Below are 20288 nucleotides of genomic sequence, written 5' to 3'. Positions count from 1 at the left end.
TACCGGCGCCGTCGCGATCACCGCGCTCCGGCGGTGTTCCGGCACTCCGGATCCCGACGCTCGAAATCGGGAGTTACCGACGAAAAATCACTTCCTACGGTTCCGATATCGTCCCGTATAGCCCCTCTGTACCCCGTCCTCGGAGACATCCCGAAACGGCCCCCTCCGAACGTCTCCCGCCGGATTATGCGCCCCCCATCGCCGGATGGGACAGTTCGAACTCTCCGGAATCCGAGCAACGTCGTTCCCCCTTCAAGGGGGTCTGAGACGGTGGTGTAGCCATGCGCGAAGTCGTCTGCGAGGACTGCCAGCACGTACAGCAAGTCACCGACCTCGAAGCCCCGGAGTGCAACAAGTGCGGTTCCCGGTCGCTGACCGCGACCGCCGGCTACGAGTCGGCCGGTTCACCCACGGCCTGACAGCGCGAATCGTCGAGGCGGCCGGCAACCCGTACTCCAGCGGAGCGCGGCGAGCGGGGGCACATCGCTCGCCCCATCCAGGCCGCGTTCCCGGAGCTCGATCCGTGTTTGCATCACAACAGGGACGGGCATGTGCGGGGCATCTCGTTCCAAGGACCGATGTGGGGATAGATAGCACAACCTCCTTTCACTGCGGGCGGCCTGACGTTCGCCCAGTGAGTCGAACCGGATCCGCTGTCGGACGGACACAGCACGGCAGCCCCGGATGCATTCCCGTCCCGATTTGCGGTCCCTGCTCCCCTGTCGGTCCCGGCGTCACAGAAGTATAAGATATATTGTGGTTCAAACCTCATATCGGATATCTATATATATATATATATCGGCGGCACGTCTTCTATCCGGTCGCCCCGGTCGAAGCAACCCGAAGATCGTCCGATACTCTGTTCGTACGCGGATGGATATACGATACGACCCCATCTATGCTGTCCGAAACCGGCGGCGTCAGACTTCGATAGCGGAGGGGAAGTCAGCAACATCGATCCGACATCGGCTGACGGGGGTCGCAGCCCCGAACTGCCGACGGAGTAACCCGCGCTTGACGATATTCCGGGACTCTCCCTCGCCGTATCCTCTCGTCGTGTTCCGTTCCCAGCCCGGTCATGAGCACTCGCTCGGATCCGATGGTTCCAATATATATTCTATATCGTATTATTATATTCATCTGTTAATTAGGATGGATCGTTCATGACGACACCGCTGTATCCCCGGATGGGAAGGCCCCGGTTTCGGAGCAGGTATCGTCGATTCGTTCTCCCACTCGGAGGAGGGACCGCGTCGACGACACCTCTGGAACGGGGGAAGGGAATTTTCCGATCCGTTCCACTATCGGTGGATTATAGCTCGAAATTCCAGTGTTATACCTGTAATTCAATCCACGCCAATTTTCGTGGTAATAGGTAACATTATACATGGTTGGGAGATCCGATCTCGGCGCTGTCGAAGGATCATGACGAACGATCCTGCTAGATTCACAGTCCATCGATGGTGGAAATACTGTGTTACTCGTTGGCGCGGGAACGGCGCCGCTGGCGGCCAGTTCGGTCGAGTGGATCTCTCGCAGGGGGAGCAGGGTGTCCGGTCGCCGAGCAATTTCGCTGAGTCGGACAGGCCGGGATGGTCGGGCGTCGACGACAGCGCGTGGTCCCCGGGCTGTGGCGCTGTGGCTGTATCGGTGTGTCGGGCCCGACGGCTGCGTTGGGGTCCGGAAGCGACGGTTCGGTAGCGATCCGACGGTGAAAAATTCGGTCGGTTCGGTGTCGAGGGCGGTGACTGGCGAGCGTGTCACTCGGGCGGCTCGAACTCGGTGTCGAAGCTGGCCTGGGTCACGCCGCCGAGGACGGAGGCGTCGACGACTCCGGCGCGCTTGAAGTCGAGCGCCCTGTTGTCCGCGGGCGGCCAGTCGAAGTCACGGACGTTGCCCCAGGCGCCGGCCAGTCCCTGGCGGAACACGAAGTTCGGGAGGTAGAAGTTGTACCACCGGGCGCAGGTGCGGTACAGCTCCATGAGTTCCTCCTCGGAGTTGCCCGGCTGCTGGATCCGCTGGACGATCTCGAACATGTCGACTTCCTCGCCGTTCTCCAGGTCCGGTTCGAGCCCGGCCTGGTCGGGCGCCTCGATCGACCCGACTTCGCTGGGGATCTCGCAGTAAACCGGCCGACCCTGGGTGTCGTAGTCGTCGTCCTCGGTGAGGCGGTAGGGGGACTCGGCGGTGGGGCTGCCGCCCAGCAGCGTCTCGCCCCACCACGCGCCGCGGTCGGTGTAGTAGCCGAAGACGTTGTTCGTCCCCGCCCAGAAGATGGTCGAGTCGTAGTTGAGGCCGCTGTTGGGGTCCATGTTGTTCGACCACGTCGAGTAGTTCACCGTGTTGAAGTTGACGCCGAACCCCCAGTTGGCGAGGTTCGCCCGGATCGTCTGACAGCCCTGGACGTAGCCCGTTCCGCCGGAGTGTTGCATCAGGTCGATCTCGGCCGGGTTGCCGTTGGGACCGACCCACTGGCCGCCCTCCTTGCTGTAGCCGGCGTTGCGCATGTACTGGTTGGCGTTCTCGAGGTTCTGGTCGCGCGAGTAGGTGTGCAGCTGGTCGAGGAACTCGTCGGAGAACGTGCTCTCGGACTGGGCGTCCAGCAGGAACGTGTCGTGTTCGGTGACGATCGACGACTCCTCGCCCCAGCCGTTGGCGGCGACGGCGTTCCAGTCGATGGCCTCGACGAGCGCGCGGCGCACCCAGAGATTCTGGAGGTGTTCGTCGCGCATGTTGAGCTTCCAGACGTGGCCCGCGACAGCGTCGAGGAAGCGGGTCACCTCCTGCATGTGGTCCGGCAGCGTCTCGCGGTTCATCGACCCGCTGGGGGTGACCGCGCCGGCGTTGAAGTCGACCGCGCCGTTGCTCTGGAGCGTCTGCAGCCGGTCGCCGGACGCCCAGAGGATCTCCAGTTGCTCGACGTTGGTGTTGTCGGCGTTGGGGTGGTCCTCGTTCTTGTGGAGTACCATGCTCTCCGAGCCCACGTCGTCCATCGTCTCGAGGACGTACATCCCCGAGCCCCAGCCGTTGCCCTCCTCGACGGCGAGCTCCCGGAGCGGGATCCGGTCGCTCTGCAGGTCGTCCGTGATGGACTGGCTCTGGTCGGCGTTGCCCGCGTCCTGGTAGCGCTCGATGTACGGCTCCGTGAAGTCGGGGTGCATCATCGCCGAGAGCTGCAGCTCGTAGGCCGCGGCCGCGATGACCTGGCGGGCCTGCGGGCTGGGATCCTGTTCGGGGACCTCGCCCTTGTCGAACCAGCCGTGGTATCGCCACTGGGACTCGGCCTCGGAGTTGAACGTCGCTCCCTCGCTGAACTTGTTCCCGGCCTGGAAGAAGTTCACGTGGTCGTGTTTCTCCCGCGTGACCGCGTCGTAAGGGTCGCCGTTCCAGAACCGCGCCCGGTCGTCGAGGTCGTGCCACCAGTCGAACGGCGGCTCGACCTCCTGGCTCTCGAACCAGGTCATGACCTCGATCTCCTCCCGGTCGGGCTTGTGCGGTGCCGGCAGCGTCACACCGCTCATGTGGACCTCCCGCGTGTGGACGTTCCGGAGGCCGGTCAACTCCTTCATCATCTGGTCGCCCGCCGCGTTGTCCTGGGGCGTCCAGGGGTTCCAGTCGAACACGCTCGGCGAGTTCAACACGGCGTACGACAGCGTCTCCGTCACCGGCTCGCGGTCGGTCGCCGGGGGTTCGGTCCCGGCGCTGGTCTCGGTGCCCTCCTCGCCGCTGTCGGTCCCGTCGTCCGCGCCGCTCGGGCTACTCGTCGCCGTCCCGTCTCCGCTCTCGCTCGGGCAGCCCGCCAGGCCTGCGGCGCCCATTCCGGCCAGCAACTGTGCGTATCGACGGCGCGATACCTTCGGATTCGAGGTACTGTCACTCCCTCGCATACCCCGTACCCACTCCATGCCGGTTGAAAAAAGTTGTGTAGGTAGAGGATCACGAACGCCGCCGGAGGGGACGTTGCGGGGGGAGCGGTGCCCGACCGACCCCTCTGCGGGAAAGCCCGACTACTCGTCGTCGGTCTCGCTCCGCCGCGAGAGCCCGTAGCCGGCGAGACCCGCGAGGCCGGCGAGGCCGGCGACGGCGCCCGAGCCCGGCAGCGCGCCGGTCCCGGAGGCGGTCGTCCCGGTCGCGGCGTCGTCGTCCCCGCCCGCGGACGCGTCGGTCGCGTCCCCGTCGGTCGTGGCCGTGGGTGAAGTCGTCTCGGTGGGCGTGGCCGTGCCGGTGGTCGTGTCGGGCGCGTCGGTTTCGGTCGGCGTCCCGGCCTGTTCCGACCCGTCGAGCGTGATCTCGATGGTCCCAGCGTCGCCCGAGACCGTCGTCGTGACGGCCGCCGACCGGTCGCCGTGGGAGGCGGTGACCTCGTAGGCCCCCTCGAACGCGCGGGTCGAGTACGTCCCGTCGCTCGCGGTTTCGCCCGACTCGTCGGTCCACCACTCGTCGAAGACCAGCCGCTGGTACTCCTCGCCGTGGGGGCGCAGCTCCCAGTCGGCGCTGTAGTACCGCCGGGGGTCGCCGTTCTCGTCCCAGAGACACCACGACATGACACCCTCGACGGCCTCGTGGCTGAACGCCGCCGTCAGCACGTCCCGGACGTAGTCGGCCTGGGCGGCGACCTTGGCCTCGTTGTCCCGGGTGTCCATCTGCACGTCGAACTCAGTGATCTGCAGCGGGACGCCGTGCTCGCCGAACCGGTCGAACACGGACAGGAGCTCCTCCGGCGGGGTCAGCGCGGTGATGTCGAAGTGGCCCATGAAGCCGATCCCCTCGACGCCGGCCTCGTTGTCCATCAGCCACGAGACGAACTCGTCGTAGGGGTCGCGGTAGCTGCTGCCCGCGACGACGTTCATCTCGTTGACGTACATCTGGGCATCGGGCGCGGCGTCGTGGGCCGTCTCCCACCACTCGAGGGCGTGCTCGCGGCCGATCTGGTCGCGGATGTTCGACTGCCAGACCGGGTGGTTGTGCATGTCCCACTCCGGGAGGTCGCCCCGGAACTCCGAGGCGCGGTTCCGGATCCGTTCGGTGACCTGCTCGTTGATCTCCTCGTCGGACCCGTCGGAGTCGACGTTCATCCAGTCCCACTCCTCCCAGACCAGCGCGTGCCCGCGGGTCGGCACGTCGTTGTCCAGCAGCCACTGGACGGCCCGCGTCGCGGTTTCCTGATTGACCGCCTCGCCCCACTCCCCGTTCCAGGGCGAGACCTTCAGCCCGTTCGTGAGCGCGGCCTTGTTGAAGTTCTCCAGGTGTTTCTCGCGGTAGGTCTCCGCGATCTCCGAGTCCCACCGGTCGCCGATCTGCGACAGCGTGAACTCGCCCCCGAAGTCGAACGCGTGTTCCTGCATGGCCACGTCGACGGTCGCCCCCTCGACCGGGTCGCCGTCCGGCCCGACGACTTCGACTTCGAGGTCGGTCTTGCGGATCTCCTCGATCCGCTCGCTGGCCTCCCGGCGCCACTGGGCGTCCTCGGCGCGACCATCGTAGTCGTATGAGACCAGCGCCTCGTTGAGGTCTTCGACCGTGGCGCCGGTGTCGCTGTAGTCGACGAGCGCCAGCCCGCCGAAGTCGATCGTCTGCTCGGCGAACCCCGTCCAGAACTCCACGTAGGGCTGGAACTCCGATCCGTCGGGCTTGGCGCCCACGTCGACGACGAAGTAGTACCGCTCCCAGTCCGACCCCGGCGAGACGCTGGCGGAACTGGCGACCATGTTGGCCGAGTAACCCGTGTCCCCCTCCGGATTCGTGTACTGCCACTTGAACCCGGCCTGGGTCTGGGGGGAGGTGTCCTCGCCCGCGGCGTCGACCCCGCGGAGGTACGCGACCGCGAGCAGGAGGTCCCCTTCGCCGAACGACCGGTCCTCGATGTTCGCCTTGTACGTGTAGGAGTAGGCGTTCGCCGGCGCCTCGGTGATCTCGACCCGGTCGGCCACCGTGATCGGGACGCCCTCCGCCGTCACGTCGATCTCCGACTCGGTCCCGTTCTCGCCGCCCTGGAGCGAGAACGCCTCCAGCGCGGCCTCCTCGGTCGTGGCGTACACGAACTCCCCCTCCGGGAGCCCCTGGCCGTCCGTGAGGTCCTCCCGGAGCGTCTCGTGGTAGTCGTCCAGCGACGACTGGGCGCTGACCGGCGCGGTCGAGACAGCCGCCCCCGCGGACACCGCCGCTACCGATTTCAGGAACGATCTCCGCTCGTGCTCGGTAATCCCGTCTCTTGTCATGTGGGTGCGTCTATCAGTCCAGTTTTCACTTTCTCACTTATCAGTTTCGGTGCCATCTCGGTCGCGGGCACCGTCTGGGGCCACCCCGAAACACTCAAATAAGTTATCTATCGGGAACGTTTTGTATGATGGGGTAGATTACCCAATATGAGTTTTGCGGAAGCGGCTGACGACACCCACGAGGCGATCATGGGTGCGACCTACAGTGCGCTGTGCGAACACGGGTACGCGCGGCTCACGATGCAGGACATCGCCGACGAGTTCGACAAGAGCCGGTCCCTGTTGCACTACCACTACGACACCAAAGAGGAGCTGCTCGTCACCTTCCTCGACAGAGCGATCGGGTGGCGACGGGAGCGGCTGGCGGAGTCCGACGCGGAGGCGCCGCTCGCCCGGCTGGAGGAGTTCGTCGACAGGTTCGTCATCGAACCGGGCGAGGAGAGCCGGGAGACGTTCGCACTTGCTATCACCGAACTGCGCGTGCAGGCGGCGCACAACGATCAGTTCCGCGAGAAGCTCTCGGCCCGCTACGAGGAGAACGTCGAGACGATCGCCGAGATCGTCGTGGACTGCGTCTCCGCCGGCGTCTTCCGGCAGGTCGACCCTTACGAGACCGCCCACGTCATGTACACGTCGCTGGTCGGTGCACGGACGGTACAGGTCACCTTCGGCGTCGAGCGAGCCACGTACCGGATGCGCGAGGGGATCGCCCGGTGGGTCGACCGGGATCTCCTCACCGCCGACCACGAGGTCGGCGAGTACCAGGGCGGTAACTTCAGCAAACAGTAGCATCGAGGTCGCGACGGACCCATAACGGCCGCTCCACCCCTCCCCGTTCGACGCGGACGGGGTATCCTGTATCGCTCCACGGGCTCGCACAGTCCCGGTGCCCCCAACTCGACGCGGTTCCGCCGCTCCCCTCGGCCGTTCCCGTTTCCGTGGGAAGGACTTCGCTATCGGAGGTGTTCGATGTCCTCTCCGTCTCGCGCCGGTTCTCTCGATTCTCGTAGTTCTCGGCTGTCCGTCCGACTAAATCGGATACTATTTCGGAATGGCCGGATCTGGATCCGCGTTCTCTGACCCCATTGCCCGCGACTTTCCGCCGTTTCGTGCTTGAAAGCCCTGCGAACGGTTTCCGCTGCGGTCCGGCCGCCGTTCGTCCGGTTCGCCGCGGAGTTACTGCCGACGGCCGAATGACCCGCACTCGACAGTATTCACGGCCGTGGCTCACGCGGCGTTCGGTGACACTCTCTCGACCACGGAGTGTCGTTCGTACTATAGACCGGCGGAAGGGCGTCTGAGCCGCCGTTCGGGGTTCCGAGAGCTGTCCGGTAATGTCGGCCGATCCCGTTCCGTTGATCGTTCGGGCCGGGGAGTGACGCGATAGTCGCCGACACGGCGTTGGTGTTGCCCTGACCGATCCGTTGTGGCCAGCTGGACTACCCGCGCTGCGTCCCCTCGCGGCCTCGAACGCTGGGCGCTCGATCGGGAAGCCTGCGGGAACTCCCACTGAGGATCCGGGCACGTATTTATCCGATTATATCGGACGAATTGCGGGTTCGACGCCCATAAAATTACGACGATATCATCGTAATATATTGTGGCCTGGAGTCGATCTGTCGCGGTATGCCGCCAGTAAGTGCGGGATCTCGGAGATCCTCGATGTGTCCATATATCCGGCAATACCGGAGTCGGATACCGGTGTCGGTGGTCGGTTCGGCTGTGTTCCAGTTCGCGCTGGCGAACCACGGGACGCGGTACCGGATTGGCGCGGCGAGACGGACGCGGGCGAACGCGGGCAGTTCCCGGTCCGGCCCGGAGCGGCGGGCGGCTCCGGATCGCCGATGGCTCAGGCCGACTCGACTGACAGGCCCGCGACGCTGTTCGGCGGGAGGTCGACGACGAGGTCACCGTCTTCGGTCGTCACGTCGAGGTCGGCGGCCTCGAACTCGGCGGCGTTCCCGCGGGTGGAGTAGTCGGAGGGGTCGTGGTCGGCGAAGAGGACCTCGCCGGACGCGCCGCCGATGTCGTCCCGCACGGCGACGCGTACCGTCCGTTCCTCGTCGAGCGAGCGGTTGCTGAGGGTGACGTACGTCCCCTCGTCGCCGTCGGTGGCCGAGGCGCTGACCAGCGGGACCTCCCACAGGTCGGTCTCGACTTCCTCCGTCTCCACCGAAGTCCGGACGGCCGTGGCGCCGACGTGGGGGCTGTACAGGTCCAGCACCCGGTAGGTCGGGGTCGGCCACGCGGCCTCCTCGTCGGTCTGGACCACACACTGCAGGACGTTCACGGTCTGAGCGAGGTTGGCCATCGACACGAGGTCCGCGCGGTGGTTGAAGTCGTCGAGGACGCCCGCGGCCGCCACCGCGTCGCGCACGCTGTTCTCCTGTTCGAGGCCGTTCTCGCTGGTCGCCTCCGGGTGCCAGGCGCCCCACTCGTCGACCGCGATCCCTACGTCGTCGGTCGACGCGTAGGTGTCGATGGCGGCCGCCGCGCTGTCGACCTGGCGGCCGACCTTCAGCGACTCGGCGAACAGCAGGTAGTACTGCTCGTCGTCGAACTCCGTGGCGCTCCCGCAGTCGCCGTCCCAGCGGCCGAAGTAGCGGTGGATCGAGAGGTGGTCCAGCAGGTCCGGCTCGGTGAGTTGCGCGAGGAACCGCCGGTTCCAGTCCTCGTCGACGTGCCCGCAGGCGATCGTCTCCTCGGCGCCCCGCAGGCGCATGTAGTGGGCGAACCGGCGGAACTCGTTGGCGTACGTCTCCGGGTCGAACTGCCCGCCACAGCCCCAGTTCTCGTTGCCGACGCCCCAGTAGGTCACGTCGTGGGGGTCCGGCGAGCCGTTCTCGGCCCGCTCCCGGGCCAGCGCGGTGTCGTCCTCGCGGTTGCAGTACTCGACCCACTCCTTGGCCTCCTGGGGGTCGCCCGAACCGACGTTCGCGGCCAGGAACGGCTCCGCGTCGACGAGCTCACAGAGGCGCACGAACTCCTCGGTCCCGAAGGCGTTGGACTCGACGAACGCCTCCTCGCGGCCCTGTGCCCAGAAGTCGTTCGGGCGGGTGGGCCGCTCCTCGCGGGGCCCGACCCCGTCGCGCCAGTGGTACGCGTCCGCGAAACAGCCGCCCGGCCACCGGAGCTGGTGGACCCCGAGGTCCGAGAGCCGCTCCACGGTGTCCTCGCGGATCCCGTCTGTCGTCGGGAGCGGGTCGTCTTCTCCGACCCAGAGCCCGCCGTAGACGCACCGGCCGAGGTGCTCGGCGAAGTGGCCGTGGATCTCCGGATTGACGCGGTCGATCTCCTCGCTGGTTCGGACGCGGATAGTATCGGGTGTCATCGACGATATCCGTCCCCGACTGCCGTGAAGGGCAAATAAGTTCGTGAAGCGGCCGTCCCGGACCCGACAACGTAGCTATTCGGCTGAGCTCAGCCGATGAGCTATACTTTCAACATACACGTAACGGGTCGTTTCTACGGACTTCGCCCTCCCCCGCCGACACAGACGCGGCGCTCCGGATGCCCAGCCTGCTGCGTTCGGAATGCTACTGCGGATCGATACCGTGATAGTATAAGATATACATATATGACTGGAATATGTTATTCGTCGCGTTTTCTGACATCGACTGGTGGTGTCTGCGAGCGCGACGGCCGGGCAGTTACAGAAGTACTGTCCGGAATAGACGGTGCATCAGCGCAGTATACGCCGGAAATTCGCTCGATCTGACCGCCATCCTCGTGCTATCGAGGGTCGTCCACCTTGCGGCCGCCAGCTGTGGGCGATACTTCGGAATACGAACCCGAAATCGGTGGCGTTCGCCGATACTCTGGTCCACGTCGCTGTACGCACATTGGTGCCGCGCGGTTCGACGGTTCCGGAACGCTCGTCCGGACTGTAGTATATGAAATATAATTATTCCTTTGTATTCAAAGACTTCTTAGGTATGTCCCTGACGGCCAGTCGACTCCCACGCAGCGAGCGCCCTGCCGGTCGCCGGCAGCGATGCGTCGTTCGGAGCGGCCGGAGAGGGGACCGATCGTCTACCGGGGAGTCCGTGGACCGGACGGGTGGGTCCCGCTCTCTGGGGGAGAACGGGGCCGGAAGCCGCCGGAGATCGGGGGACGTGCGGTATCCCGGGCGGTGGGCGGTGAGTGTCGTCCGAGTGGAGTCAGTCGTCGACGGAGACCCACTCGTCGCGGTCGGCCGAGTCCCAGGCAGCGTCCATGACTCGGAGCAGCTGGACGGTGTCGTCGACGGCCGCGGGTACGTCGCCCGTCTCGTAGCCCTCGAAGTGGTCGTAGACGAAGTCCCCCCAGGCGGGAACCGGTCGTAGGTACAATCGTACTGGACGGTCCGCTTGGGCGCGGCCGACCAGTCGGGGTCGTCCGAGGTGATCTCCAGGGGGGATCGTCGGCTCGTGCTGCAGCGAGTCGTGGTGCAGCGGCGTCTGGGCCTGCGCGTCGGTCCCGTAGAGCCCGAAGTGGGTGTCCTTGCCGCGGTCGCTCAGGTAGTAGCCGGTGTGGCAGGTCCCCAGCGTCCCGCTCCCGGTCTCGAACTGGAGGACGGCGCCGGCGTCCAGCTCACCGAGGCCGCTCACCTGTCTCACGAGGAAGGCCGCCGCGTCGAACCGTCCGAACGCGACAACTGAAGAAGACGACCGCGTTTTCGATTCTCTGCCGTTCCGTCGCGGTTTCAGTCCTCACCCGACCCGTCGTCGACCGCCTCGTGGGCCGGCGGCGCCGCGAAATCGCCGTCGTCGAACTCGACGGGCGAGGGCTCCGCGACCACGCGGAGGCCGTCCCGTTCGCGCGCCTCGTCGACGAGCGCCGGCGAGGCGTAGAGGTGCTGGAGGTGCATCGTGTCGGGGGCACGGACGACCCGCACGGTCTCGGGGTCGACGATGCCGATGGTCGACAGCGCCGCGGTCAGCCCAGCGCGGTCGGTCTCGACCGCGGGCGGGAGCCGGACACCGCGGGTCGTGCTCGCCGTCAGGGCGTTGATGAGCGTCGTCGGCATATCGATTCCCGCGAGGAGGTCCGCGTGGACGAAGTCGGCCGACCCCATCCCCATCGCGTTGCCGTGGGTGGTCTCCGTCAGCCCGCGCGTGTAGATCCGCTTGATATCGGGCGTGTCGGGCTCGGGCTCCTGGATGGCGAACGGCCGGCGGCCGATGACGTTCGTGTCCATGCCCTGGCCGCTGATGTCCTTGCCCTGGCGGTCGAGGACGAGCACGTCGATGTCGTCGAACGGGAGCGTCGGCATCTCGTCGTAGGCCCGCTCCAGTAGTTCGGCCTCGCGGTCGAGGAAGCCTTCGGGCGGGACACCCTCCAGCAGGGCGGTGTCGTCGCGCTGGTCTTCGAGGATCGCGACGCCGCCGACGACCGGCAACTCGTCCAGCAGGCGTTCGGTGATCTCGGGGATCATGTTCCGCAGCGACCAGTCGACCGCCCAGTCGTGGGCGGTCTTCGCGCCGCGCTGTTTGCCCATCCCGATGACGAGCATCTTCGAGAGCCCGCTCTCGACGGTGCCATCGAAGTCGGTGTGTGGCTTCACCCGGTTGACCGGAACGATGGCGTCGGCTTCGACGGCGTTTTTATCGGCGACGACCGGCACGTCGCGGTCTTCGGTCCGGCCGACCTCGACGGTGTCCATGCTCGACCGGATCTCGCAGCCGACGGTCGCCTCGTCGACGCCGAGTTCGGCCAGCATCTCCCGCTGGCCCTCGGCGGTCGCGCCGCCGTGGCTGCCCATCGCCGGGAACACGAACGGTTCGTAGCCCCGTTCCTGTGCCTCCGAGACGACGCCCGCCACGATCTCGCCGAGGTTCGCGATACCGCGGCTGCCGGCGCCGATGGCGATATCCCCGCCGTCGGGGACCTCGTCGAGCGGGAGCGACGCGAACGCCTCGCCGGCCCGCTCGGCGATCTCGTCGGTCGGTATCGGGTCGGTCTCCCAGACCTGCTCGATCACGCCCAGCTCCGGCAGCGGCGTCTCGCCGCAGGCCTCGCCGATCGCGTCCTCTGGCACGGCCAGCGAGTCCCTCGATAGATCCGAGTCCATACCACAACGTTGCCCGGTCCAGTCTTAAAGATGTCCGTGCCACGGCGGGGACGCCCCGGCTCGGGCTGCTGGCCGCCTCGATCGGCCAATTTAAGTGAGAGTGCCGACCTATCCCGATCGATGCGATTCGTTCGATACTCCGACGGAAGCGGTCCCGCCTGGGGCGTCCAGACGGACGCGGGCATCCACGCGCTCGCGGCGGATCCCGCCGGCGAGCCGTCGTACGAGGACCTGACCAACCAGCGCTACCTCGACCGCCTGGCGAGCGCCGTCGACGACGGCGCGCTCCCGGTCGTCGACCCCGACGAGGTCGACCGGCTGGCGCCGGTCCCGAGGCCCGGGAAGATCGTCTGTGCCGGCCTCAACTACCACGACCACGCCGAGGAGCAGGACGAGGAGGTCCCCGATGTCCCGATGCTGTTCTCGAAGGCCTCGACGGCCGTCACGAACCCCGGGAGCCCGATCGTCCACCCCGGCGGCGACGAGCAGGTCGACTACGAGGTCGAACTCGCCGCCGTGATCGGCCGCCGCGCCACCGACGTAGATGAGGACGAGGTCGACGACTACGTGGCCGGCTACACGGTGCTCAACGACGTGAGCGGCCGCGACGCCCAGATGTCCGACGGGCAGTTCTTCCGCGGCAAGAGCTACGACACGTTCGCGCCGCTGGGCCCGACGCTCGTCGCCGGCGACGAGTTCGACCCCAACGCCGTCGACGTCGAGCTGCGCGTCAACGGCGAGACCAAGCAGTCCTCGAACACCGAGCAGTTCATCTTCGACATCCACGAGCTGATTTCGTACATCAGCGCGGACATGACGCTCGAACCCGGCGACGTGGTCACGACCGGGACGCCCGGCGGCGTCGGCATCTTCCGCGACCCGCCGGAGCTGCTCGAACCCGGCGACACCTGCGAGGCCGAGATCGAGGGCATCGGCACGCTCGAAAACCCCGTCGTCGCCGAGTAGCACTCCCTCCCGGCGGTCGGGCCGGACTCGATCCCTTCGGCCGCCGGGCTCACGGCCGCCCGCGAACGAGTCGAGGAGGCGGGACCGGCCCTGACCGGCATCCAGTCGCTGCCCTACTCGCTGTACGGCGACATCATGTTCGACCGCTCGCCGACGACGATTGCGACCACGTCGTTGACGTTCGTCCCGGTCGGGCCGGTCTCGATGGTCGCGCCGACCTCGGCGAGGTAGGTCCCCGCGTCGTTGGCGGCCAGGTGCTCCCGGGCGCGCTCGCGGTCGCCGTCGCCGACCGTGGCGCCGTCGACGATGGCCCCGGCGGCCTCGGAACTCCCGTCCTCGCCGTCGGTGTCGACCGCCGCGAGGACGACGTCTTCTCGTTCGAGTGCCGCCGAGAGCGCGATTTCCTGGTTCGGCCCGCCGCTCCCGCCGTCGCCGGTGATCGAGACCGTACACTCGCCGCCGGCCAGCAGGACCGCCGGCGGTTCGACGGGGGTGCCCGTCGCCGCGGCCTCCGCTCCCATCGACACGAGCGATTTCCCCACCTCCCTCGCCTCGCCGCGCAGCCGCGAGGTGAGTACCAGCGGCTCGTACCCGGCCGCCTCGGCGGCCTCGGCCGCGCCCTCCAGCGCGGTCATGTTGTCGGCGATCAGGTGGTGGGTGACCCGGTCGAACACGGGATCGGACGGCCCCGGGGTCTCACCGCCGGTCTCCGCCCGCAGGTGCTCGCGGACGGCCTCGGGGACGGTCACGTCGTACCGGTCGAGGACACCGAGCGCGTCGTCGAACGTCGTCTCGTCGGGGACGGTTGGCCCGCTGCCGATCGTCGAGAGGTCGTTGCCGACCACGTCCGAGAGCACGAGCCCGCAAACGGTCGCCGGCGCCGCCTCGTGGGCGAGCCGGCCGCCCTTGACCGCCGAGAGGTGCTTGCGGACGGCGTTGATCCCGCCGATCGGGACGCCGCTCGACAGGAGCGCCTCGGTCGTCTCCTGCAGGTCCGCGACCGTCAGCGACCCCGCTGGCGCGGCCAGCAGCGCGCTCGCCCCGCCGGTCAGCACGAACAGGACGAGCGTCCCCTCGTCGGCGGCCCGGACGGTCTCGACCAGGTCGGTCGTCGCCTCGACGCCCCGCTCGCTCGGATACGGGTGGTCGCCGACCGCCGCGCGGACCCGCTCGGTCTCGACTGGGTGTTTCGTGACGACGACGCCGTCGGTGATCCCGTCTCCCAGGACCGATTCGAGCGCGCGAGCGACGCCGCCGGCCGCCTTCCCGGCGCCGACGACGACCACGTCGTCGTACTCGTCGAGGTTGTAGGTCGAATCCTCGACTGAGAGCGTTCCACCGTCCAGCCCGACCGCCGACCGCGTCGCCCTCTCCGGCGCGGCCGCGTCGATCGCCGCCTCGATGCAGTCCAGCGCCGTCTCGCGGTCGGGCCCGGTGGCGATCCGGCCCCTGTTCGAGATCATGCCCGTACCCTCGACCGCGGCGCTCAAAACTTCTTCTACCGCCGATCCTGTTCGAGCCCTCGCGCCACCGATCGAATTTATCTCTCCTCGCCGGCCATCGAGAGGTATCATGGACGAGAGCGAGGCCGAGGACGGTGACGGGCATCTCTATCCGGAGGGATGGACCGGGCGCCTGTTCCGGGACCACGAGCGTCGCCACGCGTGCGGCGGCGAGACCGGAGACGGCAGCCAGCGGTCGTTCGGTACGCGCGAATTCGGGATCTGGGTCGTCGAGAAGCGGTCTATACCCGACATTCGCGTCCATCGGAGAGCTGACAGGGCCGTCTCGGGCGACCGAACGACTGTGGGCGGCGGTTAGATTACATTAGTATTGTTGTAAGGGTCCGTGAGGCAGGAACCGGAGACGCGTGGGAGCGGGCGTCAGCGGCTGCCTTGGAGGCGTCCGACGAAGAGTCGGCGGCATCCAACCGTGAGTGTGTGACGGAACGGCAAACACCGACTTACGCGGTGCGGTGGTGGGGACTGGTGGTGGACGACGAACCAGCCACGCCAGGGTCTCGATCCTCGAAGTCGTCGCGGCCGCCGACCGAAGGGTTCGACCTGCCGCCGCTGTCCGTGATGGTGGACCCCGAGGTGCTCAACGCCCTGCTCGAGCCATCCGGAAACGCGGGCACGCCGGTTCGCGTCTCCTTCGACTACGCCGGGCGAACGGTCACCGTCCGACGGGACGGCAGTGTCGTCGTCGATCCGCCGCGAGTGTCCGGCGTCGACCGTCCGACCGTCACCGACGCCGCTCGACGAACCCGAACACGGGCTCTCCGAAACCGTGCTCGCCGAGACTGACGTGCTGGTCCGGTGATCCCACTGCGCCAACGACGAGCTGAGCGACGAGGTAGCTGACCGGGCGGTCGGGTTCGAGGACGCCAGACGCATTCGATACGAGTTCACGCTCGAACGGTTCGGCGACGCGACCGTCGATCCGTCCCGGTGGTACGACGGGACCTGCTGACCGTCTCGGAACCCGACCGCCGTCTCCCTCCGACGGGGGCTCGATATCGTCTATGATTCCAGTACTGTCCATAGATACATAAGAATACTATAAAGTATTGCCCGCTCGTCGGTCCCGTGGTCACGAGTCATCTCCTGTCGCCTCGTGAATCCCTCTTGTCCGGTATTTTGCCGCCGATCGTCGTATCCATGGGAGTCGACGAAGCCGAAGTCCGTGTTCCCTCAGATCCGTCGTCGAGTACCCGGATACAGACGATAGTTGCTCTATATCGCGGGTATTCGACGGTATCGGTCCGGGGCCGGAGACCCAGCGAGCGTCGCGGTCGAAGACTGGTATTCGAATCGGCACGCATACATATGTGATTTCGAGAATATTTTCCAAATTTAGGGGAGCCGGGGATGGTGGAACGGAAGTGACGACTTCGCCGTCGACTCGGTCGGACACCTGTCGGGACGGGACTGGGTAGGACGACAGGCCGAGGCGGGGAGCCGGTTCCCGGAAGCGGGTCGGCGTACACTGGGGTTCCGATGAACGACCACTCGTCTCACTCGACCATCCAGAGGAGGCTGGTGAGCGCGGTCGCGGCGGCGAACGCGGCGGCGAGCAGCCAGAACGCGGGCCGGAACCCGGCCGTCTCGGAGAGGTAGCCGACCAGCGCGGGCGAGGCAGCGCCGGCGACCATCAGGAGCGTGCGCACGGCGCCGAGGCTCCCGCCGGCGACGGAGTCGGGGATCACGGTCATCAGGTAGGCGCCCCGGACCGGGCGGTAACCGTGGGCGCCGAGGCCGAGGCAGACGACGGCCGCGCCCAGGGCGAGGACGCCCTCACCGGTGAGCAGGACGACGCCACCCAGCCCGGCCGTCGCGAGCGCGAGCGTCAGCGCCAGCACCGGGAGCGCCCCCGTCCGGTCGCTGACCTCGCCGGTGACCAGCTGGACGAGACTCACGACGAACAGGCCGCTGTAGAGCGCGTTGGCCGTCGTCGACGCGAGCCCGGCTTCCCGGGTGAGATACAGCGGGAGGAAGGCGACGACTGCGTTGTGTGCGAACGAGAACAGGATCGTCACAACTGACCGACTAGACTGACCAACTCGCCTGGCCAGGGCCGCTTCCCGGGATAGTGGAAACACACAGCTACCAGGACTAGCTGCGAAAGGTAGGCACCCTGAACAGCTGAATGGCTCAGCTAGCTAACTCAGTCAAAGGGTATAGCCAAGCAGATTAGCTGATCCGAGCAACTCATCTAATTCGACTCTTCGCCCAGGGGAGTGATACAAACCAATACACTGTAATAGCTTATCGGTTTAGCTCATCCACTTAGATTATCTATATAGTCCATCTGATTACCTCCTCCCAGAACCGACGATGATCCAGTCAGAGGTATGTTCAACCAGAATTACTAAACCCCACGAAACACAAGTTTCAGGTACTTTTACAGTCGATTAGTGGCTCGCCCGGTCGTTCTGAATTCGAGTGACCGTGCGGGAGAGCTATCTAACTTAGCTAAGCCACTCAGCTATACCGTCTGACTAAGTTTTATAGCTGATCGGGCCGACGGGCCGGATATGCTGGCCTATACGGTGTACTCGGAGGCGGGCGGTGTCGGGAAGACGACGCTCGCCGCGAACCTCGCGAAGGCGGAGGTCCGTGCCGGTCGCGACGTGCTCGTCGTTGACCTGGACACCCAGGAGGCGTCGCTGTCGTACCTGCTGGACGTGGCCGACGACCGCGACGACGACCAGGCCGACAGCCTCCTGCGACACATGATCGACCGTCCGCGCGGCGACTTCGCGGACCTGATCCGGACGAGCGAGGGGATCGATATCGTGCCGTCGCACAACATCCTCGAGTACGCGTCGAAGCATCTGCGGCGCCGGGAGGAGGAGGCCGCGGACTTCGGCGAGTCGTGGAACCCGAACAAGCAACTGCTGCGCGTGCTCCGGGAGGCAGGCGTCCACGAGGCGTACGACACGCTCATCGTCGACCCGCCGGCGACCGCCGACATCAAGCTCCACAACGCGATCCACGCGACCCGCCACCTCGTCATCCCCTTCGAGCCCAGCGGGAAGGGCTACGAGTCCGTCCAGGGGCTCGACCAGCTGGTCGGCGGGCTCGAAGACCAGCTCGGGATCGAGGTGGGCGTCCTCGCGGTCGTCCCGAACCGCTACAAGGGGATGAACGACCAGGACCGGTTCCTCGAGGAGATCGAGGCCGACGGCTGGGAGATCCCGATCCGGCTGCGCGAGCGGTCGTCGCTGCTGGAAGGGTGCTGGGCCGAGCAATGTACCGCATTTCGCTATATCGACGAGTATCGCGAACGCGAGCGCGACCACGAGCTCGAGACGATCGAGAAGGTCGAACGGCTCGCCGAGCGCATCCGCGAGACCCAGGCGGTGGAAGCATGAAACAGGGGTCGACCGACGACCCGTTCGTCGAGGAGCCGACCGGGAGCGACGCCGACGAGCCGGACGCCGCGCCCGACGACCAGGTCGGCGCGGCGGACGCGGTCGGGACAGCCGACACAGCAGAGACGGGCGAGACGACTGACACCTCGTCCGCCGACTCGACCCACGAGAACGTCCAGCGCGGGTCGCTCCCGTACATCCACGCCCGCGACGGGGTCAAGGACGGCCGGACCCAGCGGCCGGTCTTCCTGCGCGACCACGTCGAGGCCGGGATCGACGACCTCGTCGCCGAGATGGAGGCCGAGCTCGGCGAGGACGTGTACAAGACCGACGTGACCGAGGCCGCGATGGCCGTCGCCCAGGAGAATCCGGAGCTCGTCCTCGCGAAACTCGAGGAGTGGGGCTACGGCTGGAGCTGAGCCGCCGAACGGGGCACCCCACCTCGATCAGTTGTCGGCCCCTACAGGCGCCAGTTCACCGTGTTCGGCTTCGACCGCGTCCATCGGGATCGCCAGCGTCGTCCGGTCGCTCCCGGCGAACAGCAGGTCCGTCGCGCGGAACCCGTCCTCGCCCTCGACCCCGATCAGGCTGCCGCTGTCGCCGGCGGCGCTCATCGGCCCGAACACGTCGACACCCGTGAACAGCGTCGGCTCCTCGTGGTAGCCTCGGACCCTGATACGGGCGTCCCGACCGCGCAGGTCCCCCGTCGTCACGCCGGTCGTCCGCCCGCTCTTCGTGAACGTCGCGTCCGTCGACGGCTCGGTGAACCCGGCGAAGGGACCGACCCCCAGGACCGAATCCTCGAAGTCGTCGGGGTCGACTGCCACGATGGCGCTGTCGGTCGTGTTCGGTTCGCCGGCGACGATCTCGCTGCCCTCGACGAGCGACCCGACGACGTCCTCGTCGGTCCCGCCGTCGGCCGGGCCAGGCTGGAGTACGTCGTCGCCCGGTTCGGCGGCCCCGATCGGTGCCGCGACGTGCGCGTTCGTCAGGACGACCGTGGTCCCGTCCTCCGTTTCGAGGGGCGGACTGCCGAGCGTCCCCGCGGTGGTCTCGACGTGGCCGAACGAGACGCCGGCCGGCGCCGGCCGCCAGCGGCGCTCGCGGTCGTACCGCTCCTCGGGTTCCGTGGCCGCCTGCGTCCGCACGTCGCCGACCTCTTGCACGTCGGTTTTGCACGTCGTGTCGTCGAACTCGATCTCCTCCGGGATCCGGTCGCGCTCCGAGAGCTGCGCCTCCGGGAGTTTCCGGGAGACGAGCACGATGAGCGCCTCCTCGTCGGTCTTCCGGTCGCCGACGCGCTTGGGACCGACCGCGGTCCCGACGACGTTCGCTCGTGACTCGATGTCGTCGCGGACCGATTCGGGGATATCCATACGGAGTGTCAGCTCGGCTGTCACAAAACGGTTGCGACGACAGTATTACACGATGGCAGAAACAAACGGATTACATGTCAGGTGATTCGCCGGACGGCGGGAACGTCGAATCGCTGCGGATCGCTCGGGAGGAGGCCCAGCGGACGCTGCGTGCGCAGCTGTCGACGCTCGACGACATCGATTCGAAGGCTGTGTCGGTGTTCCGGCTGAACGTCGCGGTCGTCGGCGTGCTGTTCTCGGTGCTCTCCGTCGCGGGCGCCAGCGACGCTGCCGCGGTGGCAGGTGTGTTGAACCCGGCGGTCGGCGCGGGTGTCGCGCTGTTCGTCCTCTCGGCGGCCGCCGCGGGGTTGACCTACGCGACCGCGGGCCAGCGCGTCGGCGCCGACCCCACTGGTCTGGAGGGAGTCGGCGACCGCTCGGAGGCCGCCGCGCTGGAACACCTCGTCGACAGCTACGCCGACTGGATCCGCCACAACCAGCGGACCAACTTCCGGAAGGCGCTGCTGGTGACGCTGGCCATCCTCGGCACCGTCGCCGGCACGCTCGCACTGAGCGTCGGCGTCGTCGCCGCGTTCACGGACCTGCTCGTCCTCCCGGCGGGCGTCGCCGTCGCCGCCGTCATTCTCCTGGCCGCCGTCGTCAACCTCCCCGGGCAGATCGCCCGGATCACCCGCGAGTCCGACGCCGTCCCGGGGACCGTCGCCGTCGAGCGGACGGGCGACTCGGTCATGCCCGGCCAGCGCGCGTTCAGGGGTCGCGAGAGCGAGGAGTGACCTCACCCCGGCCCCCCGCGCCGAAAT

At 67.0% G+C, this 20288-nt stretch carries 15 protein-coding genes and 2 pseudogenes; 9 read left to right on the top strand and 8 right to left on the bottom strand.

The window, feature by feature from the left end; all coding sequences use genetic code 11:
- The first annotated feature begins 281 nt into the window (after positions 1–281).
- Positions 282–419 carry a hypothetical protein gene (locus ACMGFG_RS13425; protein WP_436930834.1) on the top strand — a complete coding sequence of 46 codons (138 nt, stop codon included), beginning with the start codon at positions 282–284 and terminating at the stop codon, positions 417–419.
- Positions 420–1760: 1341 nt separating this feature from the next.
- On the opposite strand, the gene ACMGFG_RS13420 is transcribed toward ACMGFG_RS13425, so the two are convergent.
- The gene (locus tag ACMGFG_RS13420; protein ID WP_436930833.1) at positions 1761–3887 is read right to left on the bottom strand and encodes an ABC transporter substrate-binding protein; all 2127 of its coding nucleotides are present in this window, start codon (positions 3885–3887) and stop codon (positions 1761–1763) included.
- A 120-nt stretch (positions 3888–4007) separates the two neighbouring features.
- Complete coding sequence (locus tag ACMGFG_RS13415; RefSeq protein WP_436930832.1) at positions 4008–6218, bottom strand: endo-1,4-beta-xylanase; 2211 nt, start codon at positions 6216–6218, stop codon at positions 4008–4010.
- Positions 6219–6365: 147 nt separating this feature from the next.
- Between ACMGFG_RS13415 and ACMGFG_RS13410 the strand changes: the two genes are divergently transcribed.
- Complete coding sequence (locus ACMGFG_RS13410) at positions 6366–7007, top strand: TetR/AcrR family transcriptional regulator (protein WP_436930831.1); 642 nt, start codon at positions 6366–6368, stop codon at positions 7005–7007.
- A 1060-nt stretch (positions 7008–8067) separates the two neighbouring features.
- Here ACMGFG_RS13410 and ACMGFG_RS13405 read toward each other — a convergent pair.
- The 3 genes and pseudogenes from ACMGFG_RS13405 to ACMGFG_RS13395 all read right to left on the bottom strand — a co-directional run bounded on the left by ACMGFG_RS13405 (position 8068) and on the right by ACMGFG_RS13395 (position 12270).
- Positions 8068–9549 (bottom strand): alpha-N-arabinofuranosidase, encoded by a 1482-nt coding sequence (locus ACMGFG_RS13405; RefSeq protein ID WP_436930830.1) that lies wholly within the window; start codon positions 9547–9549, stop codon positions 8068–8070.
- Positions 9550–10378: 829 nt separating this feature from the next.
- A pseudogene (locus tag ACMGFG_RS13400) lies at positions 10379–10792 on the bottom strand (Gfo/Idh/MocA family protein); the annotation flags it as partial.
- 110 nt (positions 10793–10902) lie between these two features.
- Positions 10903–12270, bottom strand: a complete 1368-nt coding sequence (locus tag ACMGFG_RS13395; protein WP_436930829.1) for a nickel pincer cofactor-dependent isomerase, group 22 — start codon at positions 12268–12270, stop codon at positions 10903–10905.
- A gap of 120 nt (positions 12271–12390) precedes the next feature.
- Between ACMGFG_RS13395 and ACMGFG_RS13390 the strand changes: the two genes are divergently transcribed.
- Positions 12391–13236, top strand: coding sequence for a fumarylacetoacetate hydrolase family protein (locus tag ACMGFG_RS13390; RefSeq protein ID WP_436930828.1), 846 nt, complete (start codon positions 12391–12393; stop codon positions 13234–13236).
- A 113-nt stretch (positions 13237–13349) separates the two neighbouring features.
- Here ACMGFG_RS13390 and ACMGFG_RS13385 read toward each other — a convergent pair whose 3' ends face one another.
- A complete protein-coding gene (locus ACMGFG_RS13385) occupies positions 13350–14699 on the bottom strand; it encodes a glycerate kinase type-2 family protein (protein WP_436930827.1) in 1350 nt (449 codons plus the stop codon).
- Positions 14700–14808: 109 nt separating this feature from the next.
- On the opposite strand from ACMGFG_RS13385, the gene ACMGFG_RS13380 reads away from it, so the two are divergent.
- The 3 genes and pseudogenes from ACMGFG_RS13380 (at position 14809) to ACMGFG_RS13370 (ending at position 15558) form a co-directional block, all read left to right on the top strand.
- Positions 14809–15057 carry a hypothetical protein gene (locus ACMGFG_RS13380; RefSeq protein ID WP_436930826.1) on the top strand — a complete coding sequence of 83 codons (249 nt, stop codon included), beginning with the start codon at positions 14809–14811 and terminating at the stop codon, positions 15055–15057.
- 260 nt (positions 15058–15317) lie between these two features.
- A pseudogene (locus tag ACMGFG_RS13375) lies at positions 15318–15389 on the top strand (hypothetical protein); the annotation flags it as partial.
- Between the two features lie 43 nt (positions 15390–15432).
- Positions 15433–15558, top strand: coding sequence for a hypothetical protein (locus ACMGFG_RS13370; RefSeq protein WP_436930947.1), 126 nt, complete (start codon positions 15433–15435; stop codon positions 15556–15558).
- A gap of 694 nt (positions 15559–16252) precedes the next feature.
- On the opposite strand, the gene ACMGFG_RS13365 is transcribed toward ACMGFG_RS13370, so the two are convergent.
- Positions 16253–16774, bottom strand: coding sequence for an MFS transporter (locus ACMGFG_RS13365; protein ID WP_436930825.1), 522 nt, complete (start codon positions 16772–16774; stop codon positions 16253–16255).
- Between the two features lie 498 nt (positions 16775–17272).
- Between ACMGFG_RS13365 and ACMGFG_RS13360 the strand changes: the two genes are divergently transcribed.
- Both ACMGFG_RS13360 and ACMGFG_RS13355 read left to right on the top strand, forming a co-directional pair.
- Entirely contained in the window at positions 17273–18112 is an 840-nt protein-coding gene (locus ACMGFG_RS13360; RefSeq protein ID WP_436930824.1) for a ParA family protein, read from the top strand.
- Entirely contained in the window at positions 18109–18531 is a 423-nt protein-coding gene (locus ACMGFG_RS13355) for a DUF7970 domain-containing protein (RefSeq protein WP_436930823.1), read from the top strand. The genes ACMGFG_RS13360 and ACMGFG_RS13355 overlap by 4 nt, the downstream gene beginning before the upstream one ends.
- Before the next feature lie 27 nt (positions 18532–18558).
- Here the strand turns inward: ACMGFG_RS13355 and ACMGFG_RS13350 are convergent, their stop codons facing one another.
- Positions 18559–19488 carry a hypothetical protein gene (locus tag ACMGFG_RS13350; protein ID WP_436930822.1) on the bottom strand — a complete coding sequence of 310 codons (930 nt, stop codon included), beginning with the start codon at positions 19486–19488 and terminating at the stop codon, positions 18559–18561.
- A 74-nt stretch (positions 19489–19562) separates the two neighbouring features.
- Between ACMGFG_RS13350 and ACMGFG_RS13345 the strand changes: the two genes are divergently transcribed.
- Entirely contained in the window at positions 19563–20261 is a 699-nt protein-coding gene (locus ACMGFG_RS13345) for a hypothetical protein (RefSeq protein ID WP_436930821.1), read from the top strand.
- Positions 20262–20288: the final 27 nt, after the last annotated feature.

This window comes from Halosimplex halobium, from assembly GCF_051414055.1.
Lineage (GTDB): Archaea > Halobacteriota > Halobacteria > Halobacteriales > Haloarculaceae > Halosimplex > Halosimplex halobium.
Note: the sequence above shows the minus strand (reverse complement) of the source record. Positions and strands in the feature narration are given on the sequence as shown.